The organism is Phycicoccus sp. Soil802, from assembly GCF_001429605.1.
GTDB lineage: Bacteria > Actinomycetota > Actinomycetes > Actinomycetales > Dermatophilaceae > Pedococcus.
Map to the genome: position 1 here is coordinate 127,178 of NZ_LMSS01000001.1, position 18,317 is coordinate 145,494.

At 71.9% G+C, this 18,317-nt stretch carries 17 protein-coding genes; all 17 read left to right on the forward strand.

Translation table 11 applies throughout. The annotated features are described in order from the left end of the window. Positions 1-11: 11 nt before the first annotated feature. The 17 genes from ASG91_RS00530 to ASG91_RS00615 all read left to right on the forward strand — a co-directional run bounded on the left by ASG91_RS00530 (position 12) and on the right by ASG91_RS00615 (position 18,294). On the forward strand, positions 12-1,595 hold the full coding sequence (locus ASG91_RS00530; RefSeq protein ID WP_056920674.1) for a UDP-N-acetylmuramoyl-L-alanyl-D-glutamate--2,6-diaminopimelate ligase: 1,584 nt from the start codon (positions 12-14) through the stop codon (positions 1,593-1,595). Next, the gene (murF, locus tag ASG91_RS00535) at positions 1,592-3,040 is read left to right on the forward strand and encodes a UDP-N-acetylmuramoyl-tripeptide--D-alanyl-D-alanine ligase (RefSeq protein ID WP_056920675.1); all 1,449 of its coding nucleotides are present in this window, start codon (positions 1,592-1,594) and stop codon (positions 3,038-3,040) included. The genes ASG91_RS00530 and murF overlap by 4 nt, the downstream gene beginning before the upstream one ends. Beyond that, positions 3,037-4,119 (forward strand): phospho-N-acetylmuramoyl-pentapeptide-transferase, encoded by a 1,083-nt coding sequence (mraY, locus tag ASG91_RS00540; RefSeq protein WP_056920676.1) that lies wholly within the window; start codon positions 3,037-3,039, stop codon positions 4,117-4,119. Before murF ends, mraY begins: the two co-directional genes overlap by 4 nt. Further along, complete coding sequence (gene murD, locus ASG91_RS00545) at positions 4,116-5,600, forward strand: UDP-N-acetylmuramoyl-L-alanine--D-glutamate ligase (protein WP_235543854.1); 1,485 nt, start codon at positions 4,116-4,118, stop codon at positions 5,598-5,600. The genes mraY and murD overlap by 4 nt, the downstream gene beginning before the upstream one ends. A 2-nt stretch (positions 5,601-5,602) precedes the next feature. After that, positions 5,603-6,883, forward strand: a complete 1,281-nt coding sequence (gene ftsW / locus ASG91_RS00550) for a putative lipid II flippase FtsW (RefSeq protein WP_056920678.1) — start codon at positions 5,603-5,605, stop codon at positions 6,881-6,883. Next, positions 6,883-7,998 carry an undecaprenyldiphospho-muramoylpentapeptide beta-N-acetylglucosaminyltransferase gene (gene murG / locus ASG91_RS00555; RefSeq protein ID WP_056920679.1) on the forward strand — a complete coding sequence of 372 codons (1,116 nt, stop codon included), beginning with the start codon at positions 6,883-6,885 and terminating at the stop codon, positions 7,996-7,998. Before ftsW ends, murG begins: the two co-directional genes overlap by 1 nt. Beyond that, positions 7,995-9,431 carry a UDP-N-acetylmuramate--L-alanine ligase gene (gene murC, locus ASG91_RS00560; protein WP_056920680.1) on the forward strand — a complete coding sequence of 479 codons (1,437 nt, stop codon included), beginning with the start codon at positions 7,995-7,997 and terminating at the stop codon, positions 9,429-9,431. Before murG ends, murC begins: the two co-directional genes overlap by 4 nt. Then, a complete protein-coding gene (locus ASG91_RS00565) occupies positions 9,428-10,195 on the forward strand; it encodes a cell division protein FtsQ/DivIB (protein WP_056920681.1) in 768 nt (255 codons plus the stop codon). The genes murC and ASG91_RS00565 overlap by 4 nt, the downstream gene beginning before the upstream one ends. A 342-nt stretch (positions 10,196-10,537) precedes the next feature. After that, positions 10,538-11,788: a cell division protein FtsZ gene (ftsZ, locus tag ASG91_RS00570; protein ID WP_056920682.1), complete on the forward strand. Its 1,251-nt coding sequence runs from the start codon at positions 10,538-10,540 to the stop codon at positions 11,786-11,788. A 163-nt stretch (positions 11,789-11,951) separates the two neighbouring features. Then, a complete protein-coding gene (gene pgeF / locus ASG91_RS00575; RefSeq protein ID WP_056920683.1) occupies positions 11,952-12,677 on the forward strand; it encodes a peptidoglycan editing factor PgeF in 726 nt (241 codons plus the stop codon). Then, positions 12,674-13,381: a YggS family pyridoxal phosphate-dependent enzyme gene (locus tag ASG91_RS00580; protein ID WP_056920684.1), complete on the forward strand. Its 708-nt coding sequence runs from the start codon at positions 12,674-12,676 to the stop codon at positions 13,379-13,381. Before pgeF ends, ASG91_RS00580 begins: the two co-directional genes overlap by 4 nt. A gap of 94 nt (positions 13,382-13,475) precedes the next feature. After that, positions 13,476-13,955, forward strand: a complete 480-nt coding sequence (locus tag ASG91_RS00585) for a cell division protein SepF (protein WP_056920685.1) — start codon at positions 13,476-13,478, stop codon at positions 13,953-13,955. 42 nt (positions 13,956-13,997) lie between these two features. Further along, positions 13,998-14,288, forward strand: a complete 291-nt coding sequence (locus tag ASG91_RS00590) for a YggT family protein (RefSeq protein WP_056920686.1) — start codon at positions 13,998-14,000, stop codon at positions 14,286-14,288. An 85-nt stretch (positions 14,289-14,373) separates the two neighbouring features. Beyond that, positions 14,374-15,666 (forward strand): DivIVA domain-containing protein, encoded by a 1,293-nt coding sequence (locus tag ASG91_RS00595; RefSeq protein ID WP_082593859.1) that lies wholly within the window; start codon positions 14,374-14,376, stop codon positions 15,664-15,666. A gap of 314 nt (positions 15,667-15,980) precedes the next feature. Then, positions 15,981-16,811 carry a TraR/DksA C4-type zinc finger protein gene (locus ASG91_RS19990; RefSeq protein ID WP_235545293.1) on the forward strand — a complete coding sequence of 277 codons (831 nt, stop codon included), beginning with the start codon at positions 15,981-15,983 and terminating at the stop codon, positions 16,809-16,811. Then, positions 16,784-17,362 carry a signal peptidase II gene (locus tag ASG91_RS00610; RefSeq protein WP_157605892.1) on the forward strand — a complete coding sequence of 193 codons (579 nt, stop codon included), beginning with the start codon at positions 16,784-16,786 and terminating at the stop codon, positions 17,360-17,362. The genes ASG91_RS19990 and ASG91_RS00610 overlap by 28 nt, the downstream gene beginning before the upstream one ends. Continuing rightward, positions 17,359-18,294 (forward strand): RluA family pseudouridine synthase, encoded by a 936-nt coding sequence (locus ASG91_RS00615; protein ID WP_371262018.1) that lies wholly within the window; start codon positions 17,359-17,361, stop codon positions 18,292-18,294. The genes ASG91_RS00610 and ASG91_RS00615 overlap by 4 nt, the downstream gene beginning before the upstream one ends. Positions 18,295-18,317: the final 23 nt, after the last annotated feature.

The window sequence follows — 18,317 nt, forward strand, 5'->3', positions numbered from 1 at the left end:
GCTCGCTGTCCGTGTCATCACCCCGTCCGTCGTCCCCGCACGCCACCCTCGCGGCGGTCGCCTCGCTGGTCGACGGTGAGCTGGCCGGCGCCGACCGGGTGGTCACGGGCGTGACCCTCTCGTCGCAGGACGTGGTCGAGGGCGACCTCTACGCCGCCCTCCCCGGGGCCAACACCCACGGCGCGAGGTATGCCGCGGGGGCACGGGACGCCGGCGCGGTCGCCGTGCTCACCGACGCCGAGGGCGCCGCCGCGCTCGCCGCCGAGGGCCTCGACCTCCCGCGGGTCGTGGTCGAGGACCCGCGCAGCCACGTGGGCCAGGTGGCCTCGCTGGTCTACGGGACCGTCGACCTCCCGCTGCAGATGTACGGCGTGACCGGGACGAACGGCAAGACCACCACGGCCTACCTCGTCAACTCGGCCCTCATCGCGTTGGGCCACACGACCGGCCTCATCGGCACGGTCGAGACCCGCATCGGGGACGAGCGGATCAAGAGCGTCCGCACGACCCCCGAGGCCACCGTCCTGCACGCCCTCCTCGCGGTGATGACCGAGCGCGGCATCGACTCCTGCGTGATGGAGGTCTCGAGCCACGCGCTGAGCCAGCACCGGGTGGACGGGGTCGTCTACGACATCGCGCTGTTCACCAACCTGTCCCAGGACCACCTCGACTTCCACCCGACGATGCGCGACTACTTCCTGGCCAAGGCCGACCTGTTCACCCCCCAGCGGTCACGCACCGGCATCGTCTGCGTCGACGACGAGTGGGGCCGGGAGCTGGCCGCCACGATCTCCACGGTGCCCGTGACCACCGTCACCTCGCTGGCCGACGTCGACGCCGACTGGCGGCTCGTGGCGGGCGAGGAGGACCCGGCCACGTTCACGCTGTCCGACGGGTCAACGGCGCTGCACCTGCGCTCGGCCCTGCCGGGCGACTTCAACCGGGTCAACACCGCGATGGCCGCGCTGGCCCTGCTGGCTGCAGGGATCCCTGCCGACGACGCCGAGCGGGCCCTGCTCGTCGACCCGCACGTCCCGGGCCGGATGGAACGCGTGGTCGTGGAGCCGGCGGAGGGTCCCGCGACCGGCCCGGGCTCGGCCGACCTGCCGCTCGTCGTCGTCGACTACGCCCACACGCCCGATGCGGTCGCCGCGGCGCTCAAGGCGCTGCGGCCCGCGACGAGCGGACGTCTGGTCGTCGTGCTGGGCGCCGGGGGAGACCGCGACCGTGGCAAGCGGGCCGCGATGGGACGAGCCGCGGCCGAGGGCGCCGACCTGGTCGTCGTCACCGACGACAACCCGAGGTCAGAGGTCCCCGGAGCGATCCGCGCCGCGGTCCTCGACGGGGCCCGCGCCGCGGGCACCGCCGCAGAGCTGCGCGACGTCGAGGGGCGCGCGAGCGCCATCGCGCAGGCGGTCCGCGCCGCCCACGAGGCCGGCCCGGGCAGTGTCGTCGCCGTCGTCGGCAAGGGCCACGAGACCGGGCAGGAGATCGCCGGGACGGTGCACCCCTTCGACGACCGGGACGAGGCAAGACGCGCCCTCGACTCCCTGCTGGACCAGACCCCTCACGACCCGGACGGGGGAGCGCGATGATCCCGATGTCCCTGGCGCAGGTCGCCGAGGTCACCGGTGGACGCCTGCACGGTCTCGACGACCACGCCGCCGCGTCCCTGGTCGTCGACGGACCCGTCGTCACCGACTCCCGCGAGGCCGGTCCGGGTGGGCTCTACATCGCCCGGGTCGGTGAGCAGCTGGACGGTCACCAGTTCGTCGCCTCCGCCGCCGCGCTCGGCGCGGTGGCGGCCATGACCACCCGGCCGGTCGACGAGCTGCCCTGCGTGGTCGTCGACGACATCCAGGACGGGCTCGCGTCGCTGGCGCGCGCCGTCGTGGACCGTCACCCCGACCTCACCGTGATCGGCATCACCGGCTCGTCGGGCAAGACCTCCACCAAGGACCTGCTCGCCAGTGTGCTCTCCAGCGCCGCGCCCACCGTCGCCCCGGTCGGGTCGCTGAACTCCGAGGTGGGGGTGCCGCTGACCGTGTTCCGGGTCGAGCCGCAGACCCGGTTCCTCGTCGTGGAGATGGGCGCCAGGGGCGTCGGCCACATCGCCTACCTCACGCGAATCGCCCCGCCCCGCATAGGGATCGAGCTCAACGTCGGCTCCGCCCACGTGGGTGAGTTCGGGTCGCGCGAGGCGATCGCGGTGGCCAAGGCCGAGCTCGTGCAGGCACTGCCCGCCACCGGCCTCGCGGTGCTCAACGTCGACGACCCCGCCGTCCGAGCCATGGCCGCCAAGACCGACGCCCGCGTGCAGCTGGTGGGGTCCGGCGCGGAGGCCGACGTGCGGGCCACGGAGACCACCCTCGACGAGTCCGGACGGCCGAGCTTCCGGGTGACGACGCCCGACGCCAGCGCCCAGGTGACCCTGCCGCTGCACGGCGAGCACCACGTCGGCAACGCCCTGGCCGTCGTGGCCGCCGCCCTCGAGTGCGGCCTGGACCTGCCCGACATCGTCGCCGCCCTGGCCACCGCCACGCCTGCCTCGCGCTGGCGGATGGAGGTCACCGAGCGCGCCGACGGGGTGACCGTCGTCAACGACGCCTACAACGCCAACCCCGACTCCATGCGCGCCGCCCTCAAGGCGCTCGTGGCCATGGGTGGCGGGCGCGGCGGCGCCGACACCGCCCCGTCGCGACGGACCTGGGCCGTGCTCGGGTCGATGCTCGAGCTGGGTGACGACTCCACGGCCGAGCACGACGCGATCGGCCGGCTCGCCGTGCGGCTCAACATCGGCAGGCTCGTCGTGGTGGGGGACACCGCCAGGCCGATGGCCTCGGGTGCCCAGCACGAGGGATCGTGGGGCGACGAGGCGGTCTGGGTGCCCGACGCGGATGCCGCGTACGCCCTGCTCACCGAAGAACTTCGTCCCGGGGACGTCGTGTTGTTCAAGTCCAGCCGCGATGCCGGACTACGGTGGCTCGGAGACAGACTGGCCGGCAAGAGCGGCGACAACAGCGAGGAGGGCACGACGTGAAGGCGGTGCTGCTCGCTGCCGTCATCTCCCTCGTGGGCGCGCTGTTCGGCACCCCGATGTTCATCAAGTTCCTCGTCCGCCGCGGTTACGGCCAGTTCATCCGCGACGACGGACCCACCTCGCACCACACCAAGCGCGGCACGCCCACCATGGGTGGTGCGGTCATCATCGGCTCCAGCCTCGCGGCATACGGGCTGGCGCACGTGATCACCGGCACGCCACTGACGTGGAGCGGTGTGCTGGTGCTGTTCCTCATGGCCGGGCTGGGGCTGGTCGGGTTCCTCGACGACTACATCAAGATCACCAAGCAGCGCAGCCTCGGGCTGCGCTCGCGCGAGAAGCTGGCCGGCCAGACCCTCGTGGCGGTCGTGTTCGCCGTGCTGGTGCTGCAGTTCCCCAACACCAAGAACCGCACCCCGGGGTCGACGCACATCTCGTTCGTGCGTGACACACCCATCGACCTGGCCTTCGCCGGGACGCTGCTGGGCCTGATCCTCTTCATCATCTGGGCCAACATCATGATCGCGGGCACGTCCAACGGTGTGAACCTCACCGACGGCCTCGACGGGCTGGCGACCGGTGCCTCGGTGATGGTGTTCGCCGCCTACGTCCTCATCGGCATCTGGCAGGGCAACCAGAACTGCCAGACGACGCCGGGGCTCAAGTGCTACGAGGTCCGCGACTCGAGAGACCTCGCGGTGGTGGCCGCTGCCGCCATGGGCGCCTGCTTCGGCTTCCTCTGGTGGAACGCCTCCCCGGCCAAGATCTTCATGGGAGACACCGGATCCCTCGCGCTCGGCGGTGGGCTGGCGGGGCTGGCCATCACCACCCGCACCGAGCTGCTCGTCGTCATCCTGGGCGGCCTCTTCGTGACGATCACCCTCTCGGTGATCATCCAGGTCGGGTCGTTCAAGATGACCGGCAAGCGGGTCTTCCGGATGGCCCCGCTGCAGCACCACTTCGAGCTGCTCGGGTGGAACGAGGTCACCATCGTCATCAGGTTCTGGATCATCGCGGGGCTCTTCGTCGCGCTCGGACTCGGCCTGTTCTACGCCGAGTGGGTGGTGGGCGCAGCGTGAGTGGACGGCTCGACGGCCTCACCAGCGCCGGCGCCGACTGGAGCGGCATCCACGTGGTCGTCGCCGGTCTCGGGGTGAGCGGCTTCGCCGCCGCCGATGCGTTGCACGAGCGCGGCGCCCGGGTGGTCGCGGTCGACGGCGGGGACCCCGAGGTCAACACCGCCCTCGGGGAGCGGGCGCGGATCCTCGACATCCTCGGCGTGGACGTGCGCCTCGGTCCCGAGCACGTGACGGGTATGCCGGTCGGCCAGGTGCCCGACCTCGTCGTCACCTCACCGGGGTGGCGTCCCGACCAGCCGCTGCTCCTCGCAGCAGCGCAGGCCGGCCTCCCCGTCTGGGGCGAGGTCGAGCTGGCCTGGCGGATGCGCGCCGAGGTGGGCCCCGCGCCCTGGCTGACCATCACGGGGACCAACGGCAAGACGACGACGGTCGAGATGCTCGCCGCGATGCTGCGGGCCGCCGGCCTGCGCGCCACGGCGGCCGGCAACGTCGGCACCCCGATCCTCGAGGCGGTGCTCCACCCCCAGCCCTACGACGTCATCGCCGTCGAGCTGTCGAGCTTCCAGCTGCACTGGTCGGACTCGATCGCCCCCTACTCGTCGGCCTGCCTCAACGTCGCCCCCGACCACCTCGACTGGCACGGCTCGCTCGAGGAGTACCAACGGGCCAAGGGCAAGGTCTACGCGCGCACCAAGGTCGCCTGCGTCTACAACGTGCAGGACCCCGTCACCGAGCAGCTCGTCAGGGACGCGGAGGTGCAGGACGGCTGCCGCGCCATCGGTTTCACCCTGGGCACCCCGGGGCTGTCGATGGTGGGGGTCGTCGACGACATCCTCGCCGACCGCGCCTTCGTCGAGCAGCGCAAGACCTCCGCCGCCGAGCTGGCCACCCTCGACGACGTCCGTGGTGCTGCGGCGACGCTGGCGCCCCACAACCTCGCCAACGCCCTCGCGGCCGCGGCGCTGGCGCGGTCCTACGGTGTGGCGCCCCTGGCGGTCCGCGACGGGTTGCGTGCCTTCACGCCCGACCCGCACCGCATCGCCGACTGTGGTGAGGTCGACGGGGTCCGCTACGTCGACGACTCCAAGGCCACCAACCCGCACGCGGCGGCCGCGTCGCTGCACGCGTTCGAGCACGTGGTCTGGATCGCCGGCGGGCTGCTGAAGGGGGCCGAGGTCGACGACCTCGTGCGCGACGCCGTCGGGCAGCTGCGTGGCGTGGTGCTGATCGGGGCCGATCGCGCCAGGCTCGCCGAGGCGTTGGCCCGACACGCGCCGGATGTGCCGGTCGTCGAGGTGCCGAGCACGGACACTGGGGTCATGGAGACCGTCGTCGCGCGCGCAGCGGAGCTCGCCCAGCCGGGCGACGTCGTGCTGCTCGCGCCCGCGGCCGCCTCGATGGACATGTTCCCCAACTACGGTGCCCGGGGCGACGCCTTCGCCGCGGCGGTCGCCCGCCGCGCCGGGTCCGCGGGGGAGTAGCCGTGAGCAGTGCCACCGCCGCACCCCCACGGGCGCGGACCGCGTCGCGCGCCTCGGGGACGCCGGACGAGCAGGGCCGGGTCGGCGGCTGGCTCCAGCGGCTCGACTCGCCGGTGACGAGCTACTACGTGCTGCTCAGCGTCACGGTCGTGCTCGTGGTCATCGGGCTGATCATGGTGCTGTCCGCCTCGTCGGTGAAGTCCCTGGTGCAGACCGACAACGCGACGCCCTACGTCTTCTTCCGCAAGCAGCTGCAGTTCGCCGCGATGGGCGCGATCGCCATCATCGTGGCCTCGCGGGTGCCCCTGCGCGCGTGGAAGGCGCTGTCGGTGCCGATCCTCGTGGGCGCCCTCTTCCTCCAGCTCCTCGTCTTCACCCCGCTCGGCGTGTCCGTGAACGGCAACCGCAACTGGCTCGCCGTGGGCCCGATCTCGCTCCAGCCGTCGGAGTTCGCCAAGGTCGGCCTCGTGCTGGTCGGGGCCACGGTGCTGACCGCCAAGCGCAAGCTGCTCGGCCGGATGGGGCACGTGGTCATCCCGTTCCTGTTCCCGGTGTCGGCCGTGACGATCGGGCTGGTGCTGCTCGGCCACGACCTCGGCACCGTCATGGTGATGGGCGGCATCGTCGCGGCCCTGCTCTTCGCGGCGGGAGTGCCGCGCCGGATGTTCGTCTACGGCGGGGCGCTCTTCGGTGCCCTGGCGGTGACGATGGTGATCACGAGCGCCAACCGGCTGCAGCGCTTCGACGTGTGGCTGGGCAAGGACACCAACCCCTACGGCGGCTACCGCCAGACCCTCCACGGGCGCTACGCACTGGCCGACGGCGGCTGGTGGGGTGTCGGCCTCGGGGCCAGCCGGGAGAAGTGGCAGTGGCTGCCGGAGGCGCACAACGACTTCATCTTCGCGATCCTCGGCGAGGAGCTCGGGCTGCCGGGCACCCTCGTGCTGCTCGGGTTGTTCTGCGCCCTGGCGCTGGTCTGCTACCGGATCGTGGTGCGCTCCGACGACACCTTCGTCCGGGTCGCGACCGCCGGGGTGATGGCCTGGATCGTCTGCCAGGCCACCATCAACATCGGCGCGGTGATCGGGCTGCTGCCCGTCATCGGTGTCCCGCTCCCGCTGGTGTCCTACGGCGGGTCCTCACTGATGACCACGATGTTCGCCCTCGGCATGCTGCTGTCCTTCGCCCGCCAGGAGCCCGGCTGCCGTGAGGCGCTGTCGGCGAAGCCCTCCGTGGTCCGCCGTTCGCTGGCTGTCCTGCCGGGGCGTCGGGGACGTCGCTGATGCCTGCTGACTCTCCCTCGTCGGTCCTGCTGGCCGGTGGTGGGACGGCTGGTCACGTCTCGCCCCTGCTCGCCCTGGCCGACTGCCTGCGTCGCCGCGACCCCGACATCACCGTCACCGCCCTGGGCACCGAGTCGGGCCTCGAGGCGCGGCTGGTCCCCGAGCGCGGCTACCCGCTGATGACCGTCCCGAAGGTGCCCCTGCCCCGCAGGCCCTCAGCGGACCTGCTGCGCCTGCCCGGCAACCTGCGCGCCGCCGTCGCCGCGGCCGAGCAGGCCATCGAGCAGACCGGTGCCCAGGTCGTCGTCGGTTTCGGCGGCTACGTCTCCACCCCCGCCTACCTCGCGGCCCGGCGTCGGCACGTCCCGGTGGTGGTGCACGAGCAGAACGCCCGACCGGGGCTCGCCAACCGCCTCGGGGCGCGGATGACGCGGTTCGTCGCGACCACGTTCGCGAGCACCAAGCTCCCCCACGCGACCGCCATCGGCATGCCGCTGCGCCGCGAGATCACCCAGCTCGACCGGGTCGCCGCGCGCGGCGAGGGACTCGCGCACTTCGGCCTCGACCCGCTGTGGCCCACGGTCCTGGTGACGGGCGGCTCGCTCGGGGCACAGCGCCTCAACACCGCCTTCGAGGCGCGCGTGGACGCGTTGCGGGCATCGGGGGTGCAGGTCCTGCACCTGACCGGTGCCGGCAAGGAGTTCGAGGTCGCCACCGGCGGTCCCGGAGCCCCCTACGTCGTCGCTCCCTACGCCGACCGGATGGACCTCGCGTATGCCGCGGCCGACCTCGTGGTGGCCCGCGCCGGTGCCAACACCGTGTGCGAGCTGACCGCGGTCGGGCTCCCGGCGGTCTACGTGCCCCTGCCGATCGGCAACGGCGAGCAGCGCTTCAATGCTGCTGACGTCGTGGCCGCTGGTGGTGGGCTGCTGGTGGAGGATGCGGCGCTGACCCCGGCCTGGATCGACAGCACCCTGGTGCCGCTGGTGTCCGACCGCGAGCGCCTCGATGCCATGGCGGCGGCCTCGGCAGCGACGGGGGAGCGGGGCGCCGACGAGCTCCTCGCCGACATGGTGGTCGCCGCCTACGCACAATCCGTTGCGGGGCAACGATGAACGGCTCCAACGACCGCTTCGACTTCACCGCGCCAGTCCCTCCGCTGGACGAACTGGGGGCGATCCATTTCATCGCCATCGGCGGGGCCGGCATGTCCGGCGTGGCCCGCGTGATGCTCGCGCGCGGCTGCTCGGTGAGCGGGTCCGACGCGAAGCAGTCGCCGGTGCTCGCGGCGCTCGCCGCCGAGGGGGCGGACGTCCACGTCGGCCACGACGCGGCATACGTGGAGGGCAAGGACACCGTCGTGATCTCCTCGGCGATCCGCGAGTCCAACATCGAGCTCGTGGCAGCGCGCGCAGCCGGCCTCCGGGTGCTGCACCGCTCGCAGGCGCTGGCCAGCACGATGGCCGACTCGCGCCGGGTCGCCGTCGCCGGCGCCAACGGCAAGACGACGACCACGTCGATGCTCACCGTCGCACTCCAGCACTGCGGCGTCGACCCGTCGTTCGCCGCCGGCGGGGAGCTCGCGAAGCATGGCACCAACGCCCACTGGGGGACCGGTGAGGTCTTCGTGGCCGAGGCCGACGAGAGCGACGGCTCGTTCCTCGTCTACCGACCCGAGGTCGCGGTCGTGACGAACGTGCAGCCCGACCACCTCGACTTCTACGGGACCTTCGAGCGGGTCAAGGAGGCCTACGCCGCGTTCGCCGCCACGGTCCTGCCCGGCGGCCTGCTCGTGGCCTGCGAGGACGACGAGGGCTCCCGCGAGCTCGCTCGGCTGGCCCGCGCCTCGGGCACCCGCGTGCTGACCTACGGCTGGTCGACCGACGCCGACGTGGTCCTGCGCGGCGAGGTGTTCCGCGGCCTGATGGGCCGGGTGACCGTCACCGGTCAGGACGGTGTCGACCGCAACCTGCGGATCAACATCCCGGGACGGCACAACCTCCTCAACGCCGCTGCCGCCTACACCGTGGCCGTCGACGGGCTCGGCCAGGACCCCACCCGCGTCCTCGACGGGCTGTTCGGGTTCACCGGCACGCGCCGCCGGTTCGAACCCAAGGGGGCGGCGGCCGGGGTCTCCGTGGTCGACGACTACGCGCACAACCCCGGCAAGGTCGCCGCGGTGGTCGGCACCGGCGCCGAGCTGGCGGGTGACGGCCGCCTCGTCGTGGTCTTCCAGCCGCACCTCTACTCCCGGACCCGCGACTTCGCCCACGAGTTCGCCGCGGCCCTCGCGCCGGCCGACGTGGTCGTCCTCATGGAGGTCTACGCCGCGCGCGAGGACCCGATGCCGGGGGTCTCGTCGCAGCTCGTCGCCGACGCCCTGCGCGAGCTGCGTCCCGACGCCGACGTCTCGGTCGTCACCTCCTGGTCGGCCGTGGCCGGCCACGTGGCGGGGCTGGCCCGGGCCGACGACCTCGTCCTCACCGTGGGGGCCGGGGACGTGACGATGATCGGGCCCGAGATCCTGCGCGCCCTCGGCCAGGCATGAGCCAGCACCCCGGTTCGTCGGGTCACCGACCGGCGACCCGCACCGGTCTCGCGTCGTCCAGGGCCAGGTTCCAGCGGCGCGCCCACGAGGTGCGCCAGCGACCCCTGCGGCTCCTCGGGTATGCCGCGGCGGCCCTCGTCGTGATCGCCCTCCTCGGGTGGGTGGTCGGTTTCAGCCCGGTCCTGGCGGTGCGCACCGTGGAGGTCGTGGGGGTGCCCGAGTCGGAGGTGGCCGCCATCCGCGCGGTGGCGAAGGTGCCACTCGGCCAGCCCCTGGCCCGTGTCGACAGCGCCGCCGTCGCGGCGCGGGTGGCCGAGCGGGCGACCGTCGCCGACGTGTCGATCGAGCGCTCCTGGCCCAGCACGCTGGTCATCCACGCGAGCCCGCGCCAGCCCTTCCTCGTGGTCAAGAACCCTCAAGGTCAACTACAGGTTGTGGATGAGACGGGGGTCGCGTACGCCCACGTCAGCAAGGCTCCGGCCGGGGTGCCGACCGTCAACGCCGCCACCCAGGCGGCCCTGTCACCCGACGCCCTCGCAGCGGCGGTCAGCGTCGTGAAGGTGCTGCCCGCGACCCTGCAGAAGCGGGTCGGCAACGTCACGGTCAGCAGCGCCAACCTGGTCACCCTCAAGATCGGGCGCACCTCGATCGTCTGGGGCGGGGTCGACGAGCCCGAGCGCAAGCTGGCCATCATGACGGCCTTGCTCAAGGGCCACCCGAAGCTCATCGACGTGAGCGCTCCGAGCACGCCGGTGACCCGCTGAGGCCCGAGCGAGACGGTGGTCCGGGGGGCAGTCCGAGCCGTGCCAGAATGGGGCTCGTGGGGCGGATGTGACCACTGTTACGGCCTGTGGCGTGCCGGTCGTGACAAACCTCGAAATCGGGCCAATCCGTGCTGCGACACGCGGCCGACCTCGTTGCCTGCGACCCATGTGACACATAGCGTCGGCGCCATCAGATCGTGGGCGATTTGTAACCCTCAACTAGACGTCGAGGCTCAGTTCGCCCGAAGGACGCTCCATCTCAGCACCCACCACAGCCCCACCACGGACTTCGTCCGCAGGGACGACCACCACCAGCACCGCATTCAGGAGAGGCCCACCGCCGTGGCAGCACCGCAGAACTACCTGGCCGTCATCAAGGTCGTCGGCATCGGCGGTGGTGGCGTCAACGCCATCAACCGCATGATCGAGGTCGGCCTCAAGGGCGTCGAATTCATCGCCATCAACACCGACGCGCAGGCGCTGCTCATGAGTGACGCGGACGTCAAGCTCGACGTGGGTCGCGAGCTCACCCGTGGCCTCGGTGCGGGCGCCGACCCGGAGGTCGGCAAGAAGGCCGCCGAGGACCACGCGGAGGAGATCGAGGAGGTGCTCAAGGGCGCCGACATGGTCTTCGTCACCGCCGGTGAGGGTGGTGGCACGGGCACCGGTGGTGCGCCCGTCGTCGCCAAGATCGCCAAGGGTCTGGGCGCCCTGACGATCGGGGTCGTGACGCGGCCGTTCACCTTCGAGGGTCGTCGGCGGGCCAACCAGGCCGAGACCGGCATCGCCAACCTCCGCGAGGAGGTCGACACCCTCATCGTCATCCCCAACGACCGGCTGCTGTCGATCAGCGACCGCACGGTCAGCATGCTCGACGCCTTCCGCTCCGCCGACCAGGTCCTGCTCTCTGGCGTCCAGGGCATCACCGACCTGATCACCACGCCGGGCCTGATCAACCTCGACTTCGCCGACGTCAAGTCCGTGATGCAGGGAGCCGGCTCGGCCCTGATGGGGATCGGCTCGTCCCGGGGTGACGACCGGGCCGTCCAGGCCGCCGAGCTGGCCATCTCGAGCCCGCTGCTCGAGGCGAGCATCGACGGCGCCCACGGGGTGCTGCTCTCGATCCAGGGTGGCAGCGACCTCGGCCTGTTCGAGATCAACGAGGCGGCCCGACTGGTGCAGGAGGCCGCCCACCCGGAGGCCAACATCATCTTCGGTGCCGTCATCGACGACGCCCTCGGTGACGAGGTGCGCGTGACCGTGATCGCTGCCGGGTTCGACGGAGGCGCCCCGCTGAAGCGCGAGAACGACCGCGCGATCGGCCAGATCCAGGGATCGCAGCGGGCCGCCCAGGAGACTGCCGGACACTCGACCCCGGCCGCCGCGGCTGCTCCCGCCCCGGCAGCGCCCGCCGCGGCACCGCAGGCCGCATCCCAGCCGGCCGCCCCGGCCCCGGTCGAGGACGGCCCGGTGACGAGGTCACAGCCCAACGGGGTCGAGCCGGTGATGCCGCGCGAGCCTGCCGGTCGACCGCCGAGGACCGTCACGTTCGACGAGGGCGACGACCTCGACGTGCCCGACTTCTTGAAATAGGCACCGTCTGAAATAGGCACCGTCTGAAATAGGCACCGTCTGAAATAGGCACCGTCTGAAATAGGCACCCTGTGAAGGAGGCCCAGCCTCGAGCAGGCAGCCACACACTCCGACAGGGGCGCCGGACCGCACTGGTCCGGCGCCCCTGTCGTAGGTTGGGCCGGTGTTCTACTGGCGCCAGCAGACGAGTCGTGTGTCGTGGGCCTTCACCGACCGTGCCGGTGGCAGCAGCTCCGGCGACTTCGACTCGCTGAACCTCGGTGGTCACGTGGGTGACGACGCAGCGGCGGTGGAGGCCAACCGCGAGGCGGTGGCCGGCGCGACCGGTGTCGGGCGCGACCACCTACTCTTCCTGCAGCAGTGTCACGGGGCGGACGTCGTCGTGGCCGACGGGCCGTGGGACGCGGGTGGCCCGCCACCGGCCGACGGAGTGGTCACCGCGACGGCCGGGCTCGCCCTGGCCGTGCTGGTCGCCGACTGCACGCCGGTCCTCCTCGCCGACGTCGACACCGGAGTCGTCGGTGCGGTGCACGCCGGCCGGCCGGGCATGACCGCCGGGATCGTCGAGGTCGCGGTCGAGCGGATGCGCGAGCTCGGCGCCCGCGACCTGCGTGCCGTCGTCGGGCCGTCGATCTGCGCCCGCTGCTACGAGGTGCCGGAGGAGCTGCGGGCCGCGGCCGCCGCGGTGGCGCCCGAGGCGTCAGCGCGTTCGTGGTCGGGCACGCCCGCGATCGACGTAGCCGCCGGCGTGGTCGCGCAGCTCGTGGCGAACAACGTTGCGGTGCAATGGGTTCCGGGGTGTGCGCGCGAGGACGAGAGGCTGTTCTCCTACCGTCGCGACGGGCGCACCGGGCGGTATGCCGGTGTCGTCGTGGCCGGTGCGCCGTGAGCTCCGACGCGGGTCGGCGCGCCGAGCTCGAGCGCAACCTCGCGACCGTGCGCGCTCGCGTCGAGGCCGCGTGCGACCTCGCGGGGCGCGACCCCTCCGAGGTGTCGTTGGTCGCGGTGACCAAGTTCTTCCCGGCCAGCGACGTCGACCTCCTCGCCGAGCTCGGGGTCGGCGCGATCGGCGAGAACCGCGACCAGGAGGCCTCGGTCAAGGTCGCCGAGCTGCGCAGCAGGGGAGACCTCGAGGTGCACTTCATCGGACAGCTCCAGACCAACAAGGCGAGCTCGGTCGTGTCGTATGCCGACGTCGTCCAGTCGGTCGACCGCCCCAAGCTGGTCGCGGCCCTCGACCGCGCCGCGGCGGCGCGCGGGGTCCGGCCGGCCGTCCTCGTGCAGGTCTCGCTCGACGAGCCGCCCGACCGTGGCGGGGTCGAGCCCGGGGGAGCGGCAGCCCTCGCCGACCAGGTGGCGGCGTGCGAGCACCTCGAGCTGCGCGGGGTCATGGCGGTGGCTCCCTTGGGAGGCGACCCCGACGCGGCCTTCGCCCGGCTCGCGGAGGTGGCCCGCGGCATACGGGAGGCGCATCCCGAGGCGTCGTGGGTCTCGGCGGGCATGAGTGGTGACCTCGAGGCCGCGGTCGCGCACGGCGCGACACACCTGCGTGTCGGAAGCGCAATCCTCGGTTCTCGCCAGTCACACCGGTAACTTCAGTCCCGAACATGGTGACCTCGCGGATCGATGTCCGCCGCACGGGGAAACGCTGACAACGGTAGGCACGCAAACCAAAGGGAGCTCGCACATGGCTGGGGCGCTGCGCAAGACGATGGTGTACCTCGGGCTCGCCGAGGACGACGAGCGCTATGACGGGTACGACGAGTACGACTACGACGAGCCGGCCCGCCAGGAGGCGCCGGCCGAGCGTTCGGCTGCCGTCACGCCACTGCCGCAGCGCACGCCCGTGGCCCGGGTCGTCCGCGATGTCGAGGTGGGTGCCCTGAACCGGATCACCACGATCCACCCGCGCACCTACAACGAGGCCAAGAACATCGGCGAGAGCTTCCGTGACGGCACTCCCGTCATCATGAACCTCTCCGACATGGACGACTCCGACGCCAAGCGTCTCGTCGACTTCGCCGCGGGTCTCGTCTTCGGCCTGCACGGCCAGATCGAGCGGGTCACCTCGAAGGTGTTCCTGCTGTCGCCGGCCCACGTCGAGGTCTCGGCCGAGGAAGGTCCGGCGGCTCCCACCGCCGCCCGCGGCCTGTTCAACCAGAGCTGACCCACACAGCCCACGCCAAGCCCACCATGACAGGGTGAGCCCATGCAGCTGCTGGGTGACAACATCATCGCGAGCGTCGTTCGCTTCGCCGTCTTCCTGTTCTTCGTCATCCTGCTCGGGCGCCTGGTCCTCGACTGGGTGCAGGCGTTCGCCCGGGACTGGCGACCGCGCGGCCCGCTGCTGGTCGTCGCGGAGCTCGTCTACACGGTCACCGACCCGCCCCTGAAGGCGCTGCGTCGGGTCATCCCGCCGTTGACCCTCGGCACCCTGCGGCTCGACCTGGCCTTCCTCGTCCTGATGGTCGGAACCTCTCTCCTCATGAGCATCCTCTAGTCGCCGGATCCTCTAGGCTGGCCCCTGACCCAGACTCTGGGATGCTTGACCCGCTCTGCTCATGCCAGCCAACCGAGGTGACTACATGACGCTCACGCCTGAGGACGTCCTCAACAAGAACTTCACGCCGACGCAGTTCCGGCGTGGCTACGACGAGCGCGAGGTGGACGACTTCCTCGACGAGGTGGTCGCCGAGATGCGCCGCATCGTCAAGGAGGGCGACGACCTCCGCGACCAGCTCAACGACTGCCGCCAGACCAAGGGCATGCCCACGGTCGCCAAGGCCGACCCGAACGCCGCGGCCACCAAGGCAGCGGACGCCAAGGCGGCCGAGGAGGCCGAGGCGAAGGCGAACCGCGAGGCGCAGGACCGCCTCGCCGCGATCGCCGCCAAGGCCGAGGAGGCCGAGAAGGCAGCCCAGGCTCGGATCGCCGCGGCCCTCGCGAAGGCGGAGGAGGCCGAGAAGACGGCGCAGGCGCGCGCCGACGAGGCAGAGCAGGCCGCCCAGGGCCGGATCTCCGACACGGAGAAGGGTGCGCAGGAGCGCGCCAAGGCCGTCGAGGCCCGCGCCAAGGAGGCCGAGGAGCGCGCCGCGGCCGCGGAGCAGCGCCTCACCGAGGCCCAGCAGCAGGCCGAGGAGGTGCAGCGCCAGGCCGAGGAGGCCCAGCGCCAGGCCGAGGAGGCCCGCCAGCAGGCGGAGGAGGCCCAGCGCGTCAGCGCCGAGCAGGTCGCGGCAGCACAGGCCGCGCAGCAGCAGGCCGAGCAGGCCGCAGCGCAGGCGGCCCAGCAGGCCACGCAGGCGCAGGCGGCCCCGGTCGAGCAGAACGCCCCCGTGGCCCTCGGTGCGGCGGCGGGTGGGGGCGCCAGCGCGGCGGCCCTGCTCGAGATGGCCCAGCGACTGCACGACGAGCACGTCGGCCAGGGTGAGTCCACCCGTGACCGGCTCATCGCCGAGGCCCAGGCCCGGCACGACGAGCTGGTCGGCGAGGGGCAGAACAAGCACGACGAGCTCCTGTCGGTCGGTCAGAACCGGCACGACGAGCTGCTCGCCACCGCGCAGAACCGGCACGACCAGCTCGTCAGCGAGGCCACCACCAAGCACGAGCAGATGATCACCGAGGCGCGCGAGCGGTCGACGGGGATGGTCCACGAGGCGCAGCAGAAGAAGGCGCAGATCCTCGAGGAGCTCTCCCGTGAGCGCAACCTGCTCGAGAAGAAGATCGACGAGCTGCGCACCTTCGAGCGCGACTACCGCGCGCGGCTCAAGAACTACATCGAGGAGCAGCTCGCTGACCTCGAGCAGACCGGTGTGGAGCCCGCAGAGGCCGGCGACGACGAGTCTCAGGGCGACGAGGAGCAGCACTCCGACCAGCAGTAGTCAGCTGGTCGGCCACTGGCAGCAGGGCCGGACGAAGGGCGCTCACCGCATCGCGGTGGGCGCCCTTCGCCGTCCATCGGCCCCGCCACTGCAACGGATTCGGCCCCAAATGCGTTTTGGCGTTGAGTACGCAGCGTCCAGCGCTTATCCTCACCGCACCTGTGAGCGCTCGTCTAGGAGCGCCATGCGACCGAGGGGCCGGGCACACCATGGTTCAAAAGGCGAGAGCCGCAACGAAGTCTGCAGCGACCAGCAAGGCTTCCAGCGCCACCAGGCCCGCCCCCGCGAAGAAGGCCGCGTCTGCGAAGAAGGCTGTGTCCGTCAAGAAGGCGGCCCCGGCCACGAAGGCTGCGCCCGCGAAGAAGGCGGCACCGGTCAAGACGACTGCGCCCGCGAAGAAGGCGGCACCGGCCAAGAAGGCGGCACCCGCCAAGAAGGCGGCACCCGCCAAGAAGGCCGCACCCGCCAAGAAGGCCGCGCCGGCCAAGAAGGCGGCACCCGCGACGAAGGCCGCACCCGCCAAGAAGGCCGCACCCGCCAAGAAGGCGGCACCCGCGACGAAGGCCGCACCCGCCAAGAAGGCTGCACCGGCCAAGAAGGCTGCACCGGCCAAGAAGACGGCACCCGCGACGAAGGCCGCACCGGCCAAGAAGGCTGCGGCCGTTGCCAAGGCAGCCCCGGCGAAGAAGACGGCGCCCGCGAAGAAGGCCACGCCCGTGAAGCGGACCAGTGCCGCCACCAAGGCCGCGCCGCGGTCGCTGCGGGTCCGCGACGACGAGTCGCCGTGGACCGCCAAGGAGCTGCGCGAGATCCGCACCGAGATCGAGGCGGACGTCGCGCACCTGCGCCAGGAGATCACCGTGGCCGAGGCCGACCTCGTCGGCCTGATGCGCGACGCGGGTGACGGCGCCGGCGACGACCAGGCGGACGCCGGAGCCAAGACCTTCGAGCGCGAGCAGGAGATCTCGCTGGCCAACAACGCCCGCGAGATGCTCGACCAGAACCTCCACGCCCTCGAGCGCCTCGACGACGGCAGCTACGGGATCTGCGAGTCCTGCGGCAACCCCATCGGCAAACTTCGCCTTCAGGCCGCTCCTCGTGCGACCCTATGCGTGACATGCAAGACGAAGCAGGAGCGCCGCTGATCGCGGCCGACGATTCCCCCACCACCCCCCAACGCCCCACCAACCGCCGCGGCCTGTTCGCCCTGCTCGTGGGCTCGGCCGTGGTGGCCTACGCCCTCGACCAGGCCACGAAGGCCTGGGCGCTGTCCGCCCTCGACGCCGGCTCGCCCGTCAACGTGGTCGGCGAGCTCATCCGGCTCAACCTGATCCGCAACGCCGGGGCCGCCTTCTCGATCGGCGACAACGCCACCTGGGTGCTGACCCTGATCGCCTTCGGGGTGCTCGTCGTCATCATCCGCACCGCCCGCCGGATCGGCAGCCGCGGCTGGGCCTGGGCGCTGGGTCTCCTGCTCGGCGGCTCGCTGGGCAACCTCACCGACCGGATGACCCGCGAGCCCGGCCCCGGTCGGGGCCACGTCGTCGACTTCATCGACTACTTCGGCTTGTTCATCGGCAACGTCGCCGACATCGCCATCGTCGGCGCCGCCCTGCTGATCGGGCTGCTCGCCCTGCGCGGCATCGGTGTCGACGGCCGGCGCCCCCACCACGGACGACACGAGGCCGCAGAATGAGCGATTCCCTGACCGACGCCAGGACCCTGTTCGTCCCCGACGGCCTCGAGGGAGAGCGGGTCGATGCTGCTCTGGCCCGCCTGTTCGGGGTCTCGCGCACCAAGGCCGCCGACCTGGCCTCCGCGGGTGACGTGCAGGTCAACCACAGGCAGGCCGGCAAGTCCGACCGGGTCAGTGCCGGTGACCTCCTCGAGGTCGCGCTGCCGGCCAGCGAGCAGAGCCCGACCCTCAAGGTGATCGCCGAGCCGGTGCCGGGGATGAGCATCATCCACGACGACGACGACCTGGTCGTCGTCGACAAGCCCGTCGGGGTGGCCGCCCACCCCAGCGTCGGCTGGACCGGTCCGACCGTCGTGGGTGGCCTGGCCGCGGCCGGCTACCGGATCGCGACGAGTGGCGCGAGCGAGCGACAGGGGATCGTGTCCCGGCTCGACGTCGGCACCAGTGGCCTGATGGTGGTCGCGAAGTCCGAGTACGCCTACAGCGTGCTCAAGCAGGCCTTCCGCAGCCGCTCGGTCGACAAGAAGTACCACGCCCTGGTGCAGGGCCTGCCCGACCCGGTGGTCGGCACCATCGACGCCCCGATCGGCCGGCACCCCAACCACGACTACAAGTTCGCGGTCATGGAGAAGGGCAAGCCGAGCGTCACCCACTACGAGGTGATCGAGGCGTTCCGGGCGGTCTCCCTGCTCGACATCCACCTCGAGACCGGCCGCACCCACCAGATCCGGGTGCACTTCTCGGCGCTGCACCACCCGTGCGCCGGTGACCTCACCTACGGCGCGGACCCGAAGCTGGCGGCCCGACTGGGCCTGGAGCGGCAGTGGCTGCACGCCGTGGGGCTGGGCTTCGAGCACCCGGGCACGGGCAAGTACGTCACCTTCGAGAGCCCCTACCCGCCCGACCTGGCGCAGGCGCTCGACCGCCTCTAACCGCACTGAGCCGCCCCGTGCGG

What these genes read in the sequence shown, in the direction of transcription:
- ASG91_RS00565 (WP_056920681.1), top strand. Translation starts at nt 9,428, where the DNA reads ATGAGCCAGCACCCCGGTTCGTCGGGTCACCGACCGGCGACCCGCACC.
- ASG91_RS00615 (WP_371262018.1), top strand. Translation starts at nt 17,359, where the DNA reads ATGAGCGATTCCCTGACCGACGCCAGGACCCTGTTCGTCCCCGACGGC.
- murC (WP_056920680.1), top strand. Translation starts at nt 7,995, where the DNA reads ATGAACGGCTCCAACGACCGCTTCGACTTCACCGCGCCAGTCCCTCCG.
- ASG91_RS00610 (WP_157605892.1), top strand. Translation starts at nt 16,784, where the DNA reads ATGCAAGACGAAGCAGGAGCGCCGCTGATCGCGGCCGACGATTCCCCC.
- murF (WP_056920675.1), top strand. Translation starts at nt 1,592, where the DNA reads ATGATCCCGATGTCCCTGGCGCAGGTCGCCGAGGTCACCGGTGGACGC.
- ASG91_RS00595 (WP_082593859.1), top strand. Translation starts at nt 14,374, where the DNA reads ATGACGCTCACGCCTGAGGACGTCCTCAACAAGAACTTCACGCCGACG.
- murG (WP_056920679.1), top strand. Translation starts at nt 6,883, where the DNA reads ATGCCTGCTGACTCTCCCTCGTCGGTCCTGCTGGCCGGTGGTGGGACG.
- ASG91_RS00585 (WP_056920685.1), top strand. Translation starts at nt 13,476, where the DNA reads ATGGCTGGGGCGCTGCGCAAGACGATGGTGTACCTCGGGCTCGCCGAG.
- ASG91_RS00590 (WP_056920686.1), top strand. Translation starts at nt 13,998, where the DNA reads ATGCAGCTGCTGGGTGACAACATCATCGCGAGCGTCGTTCGCTTCGCC.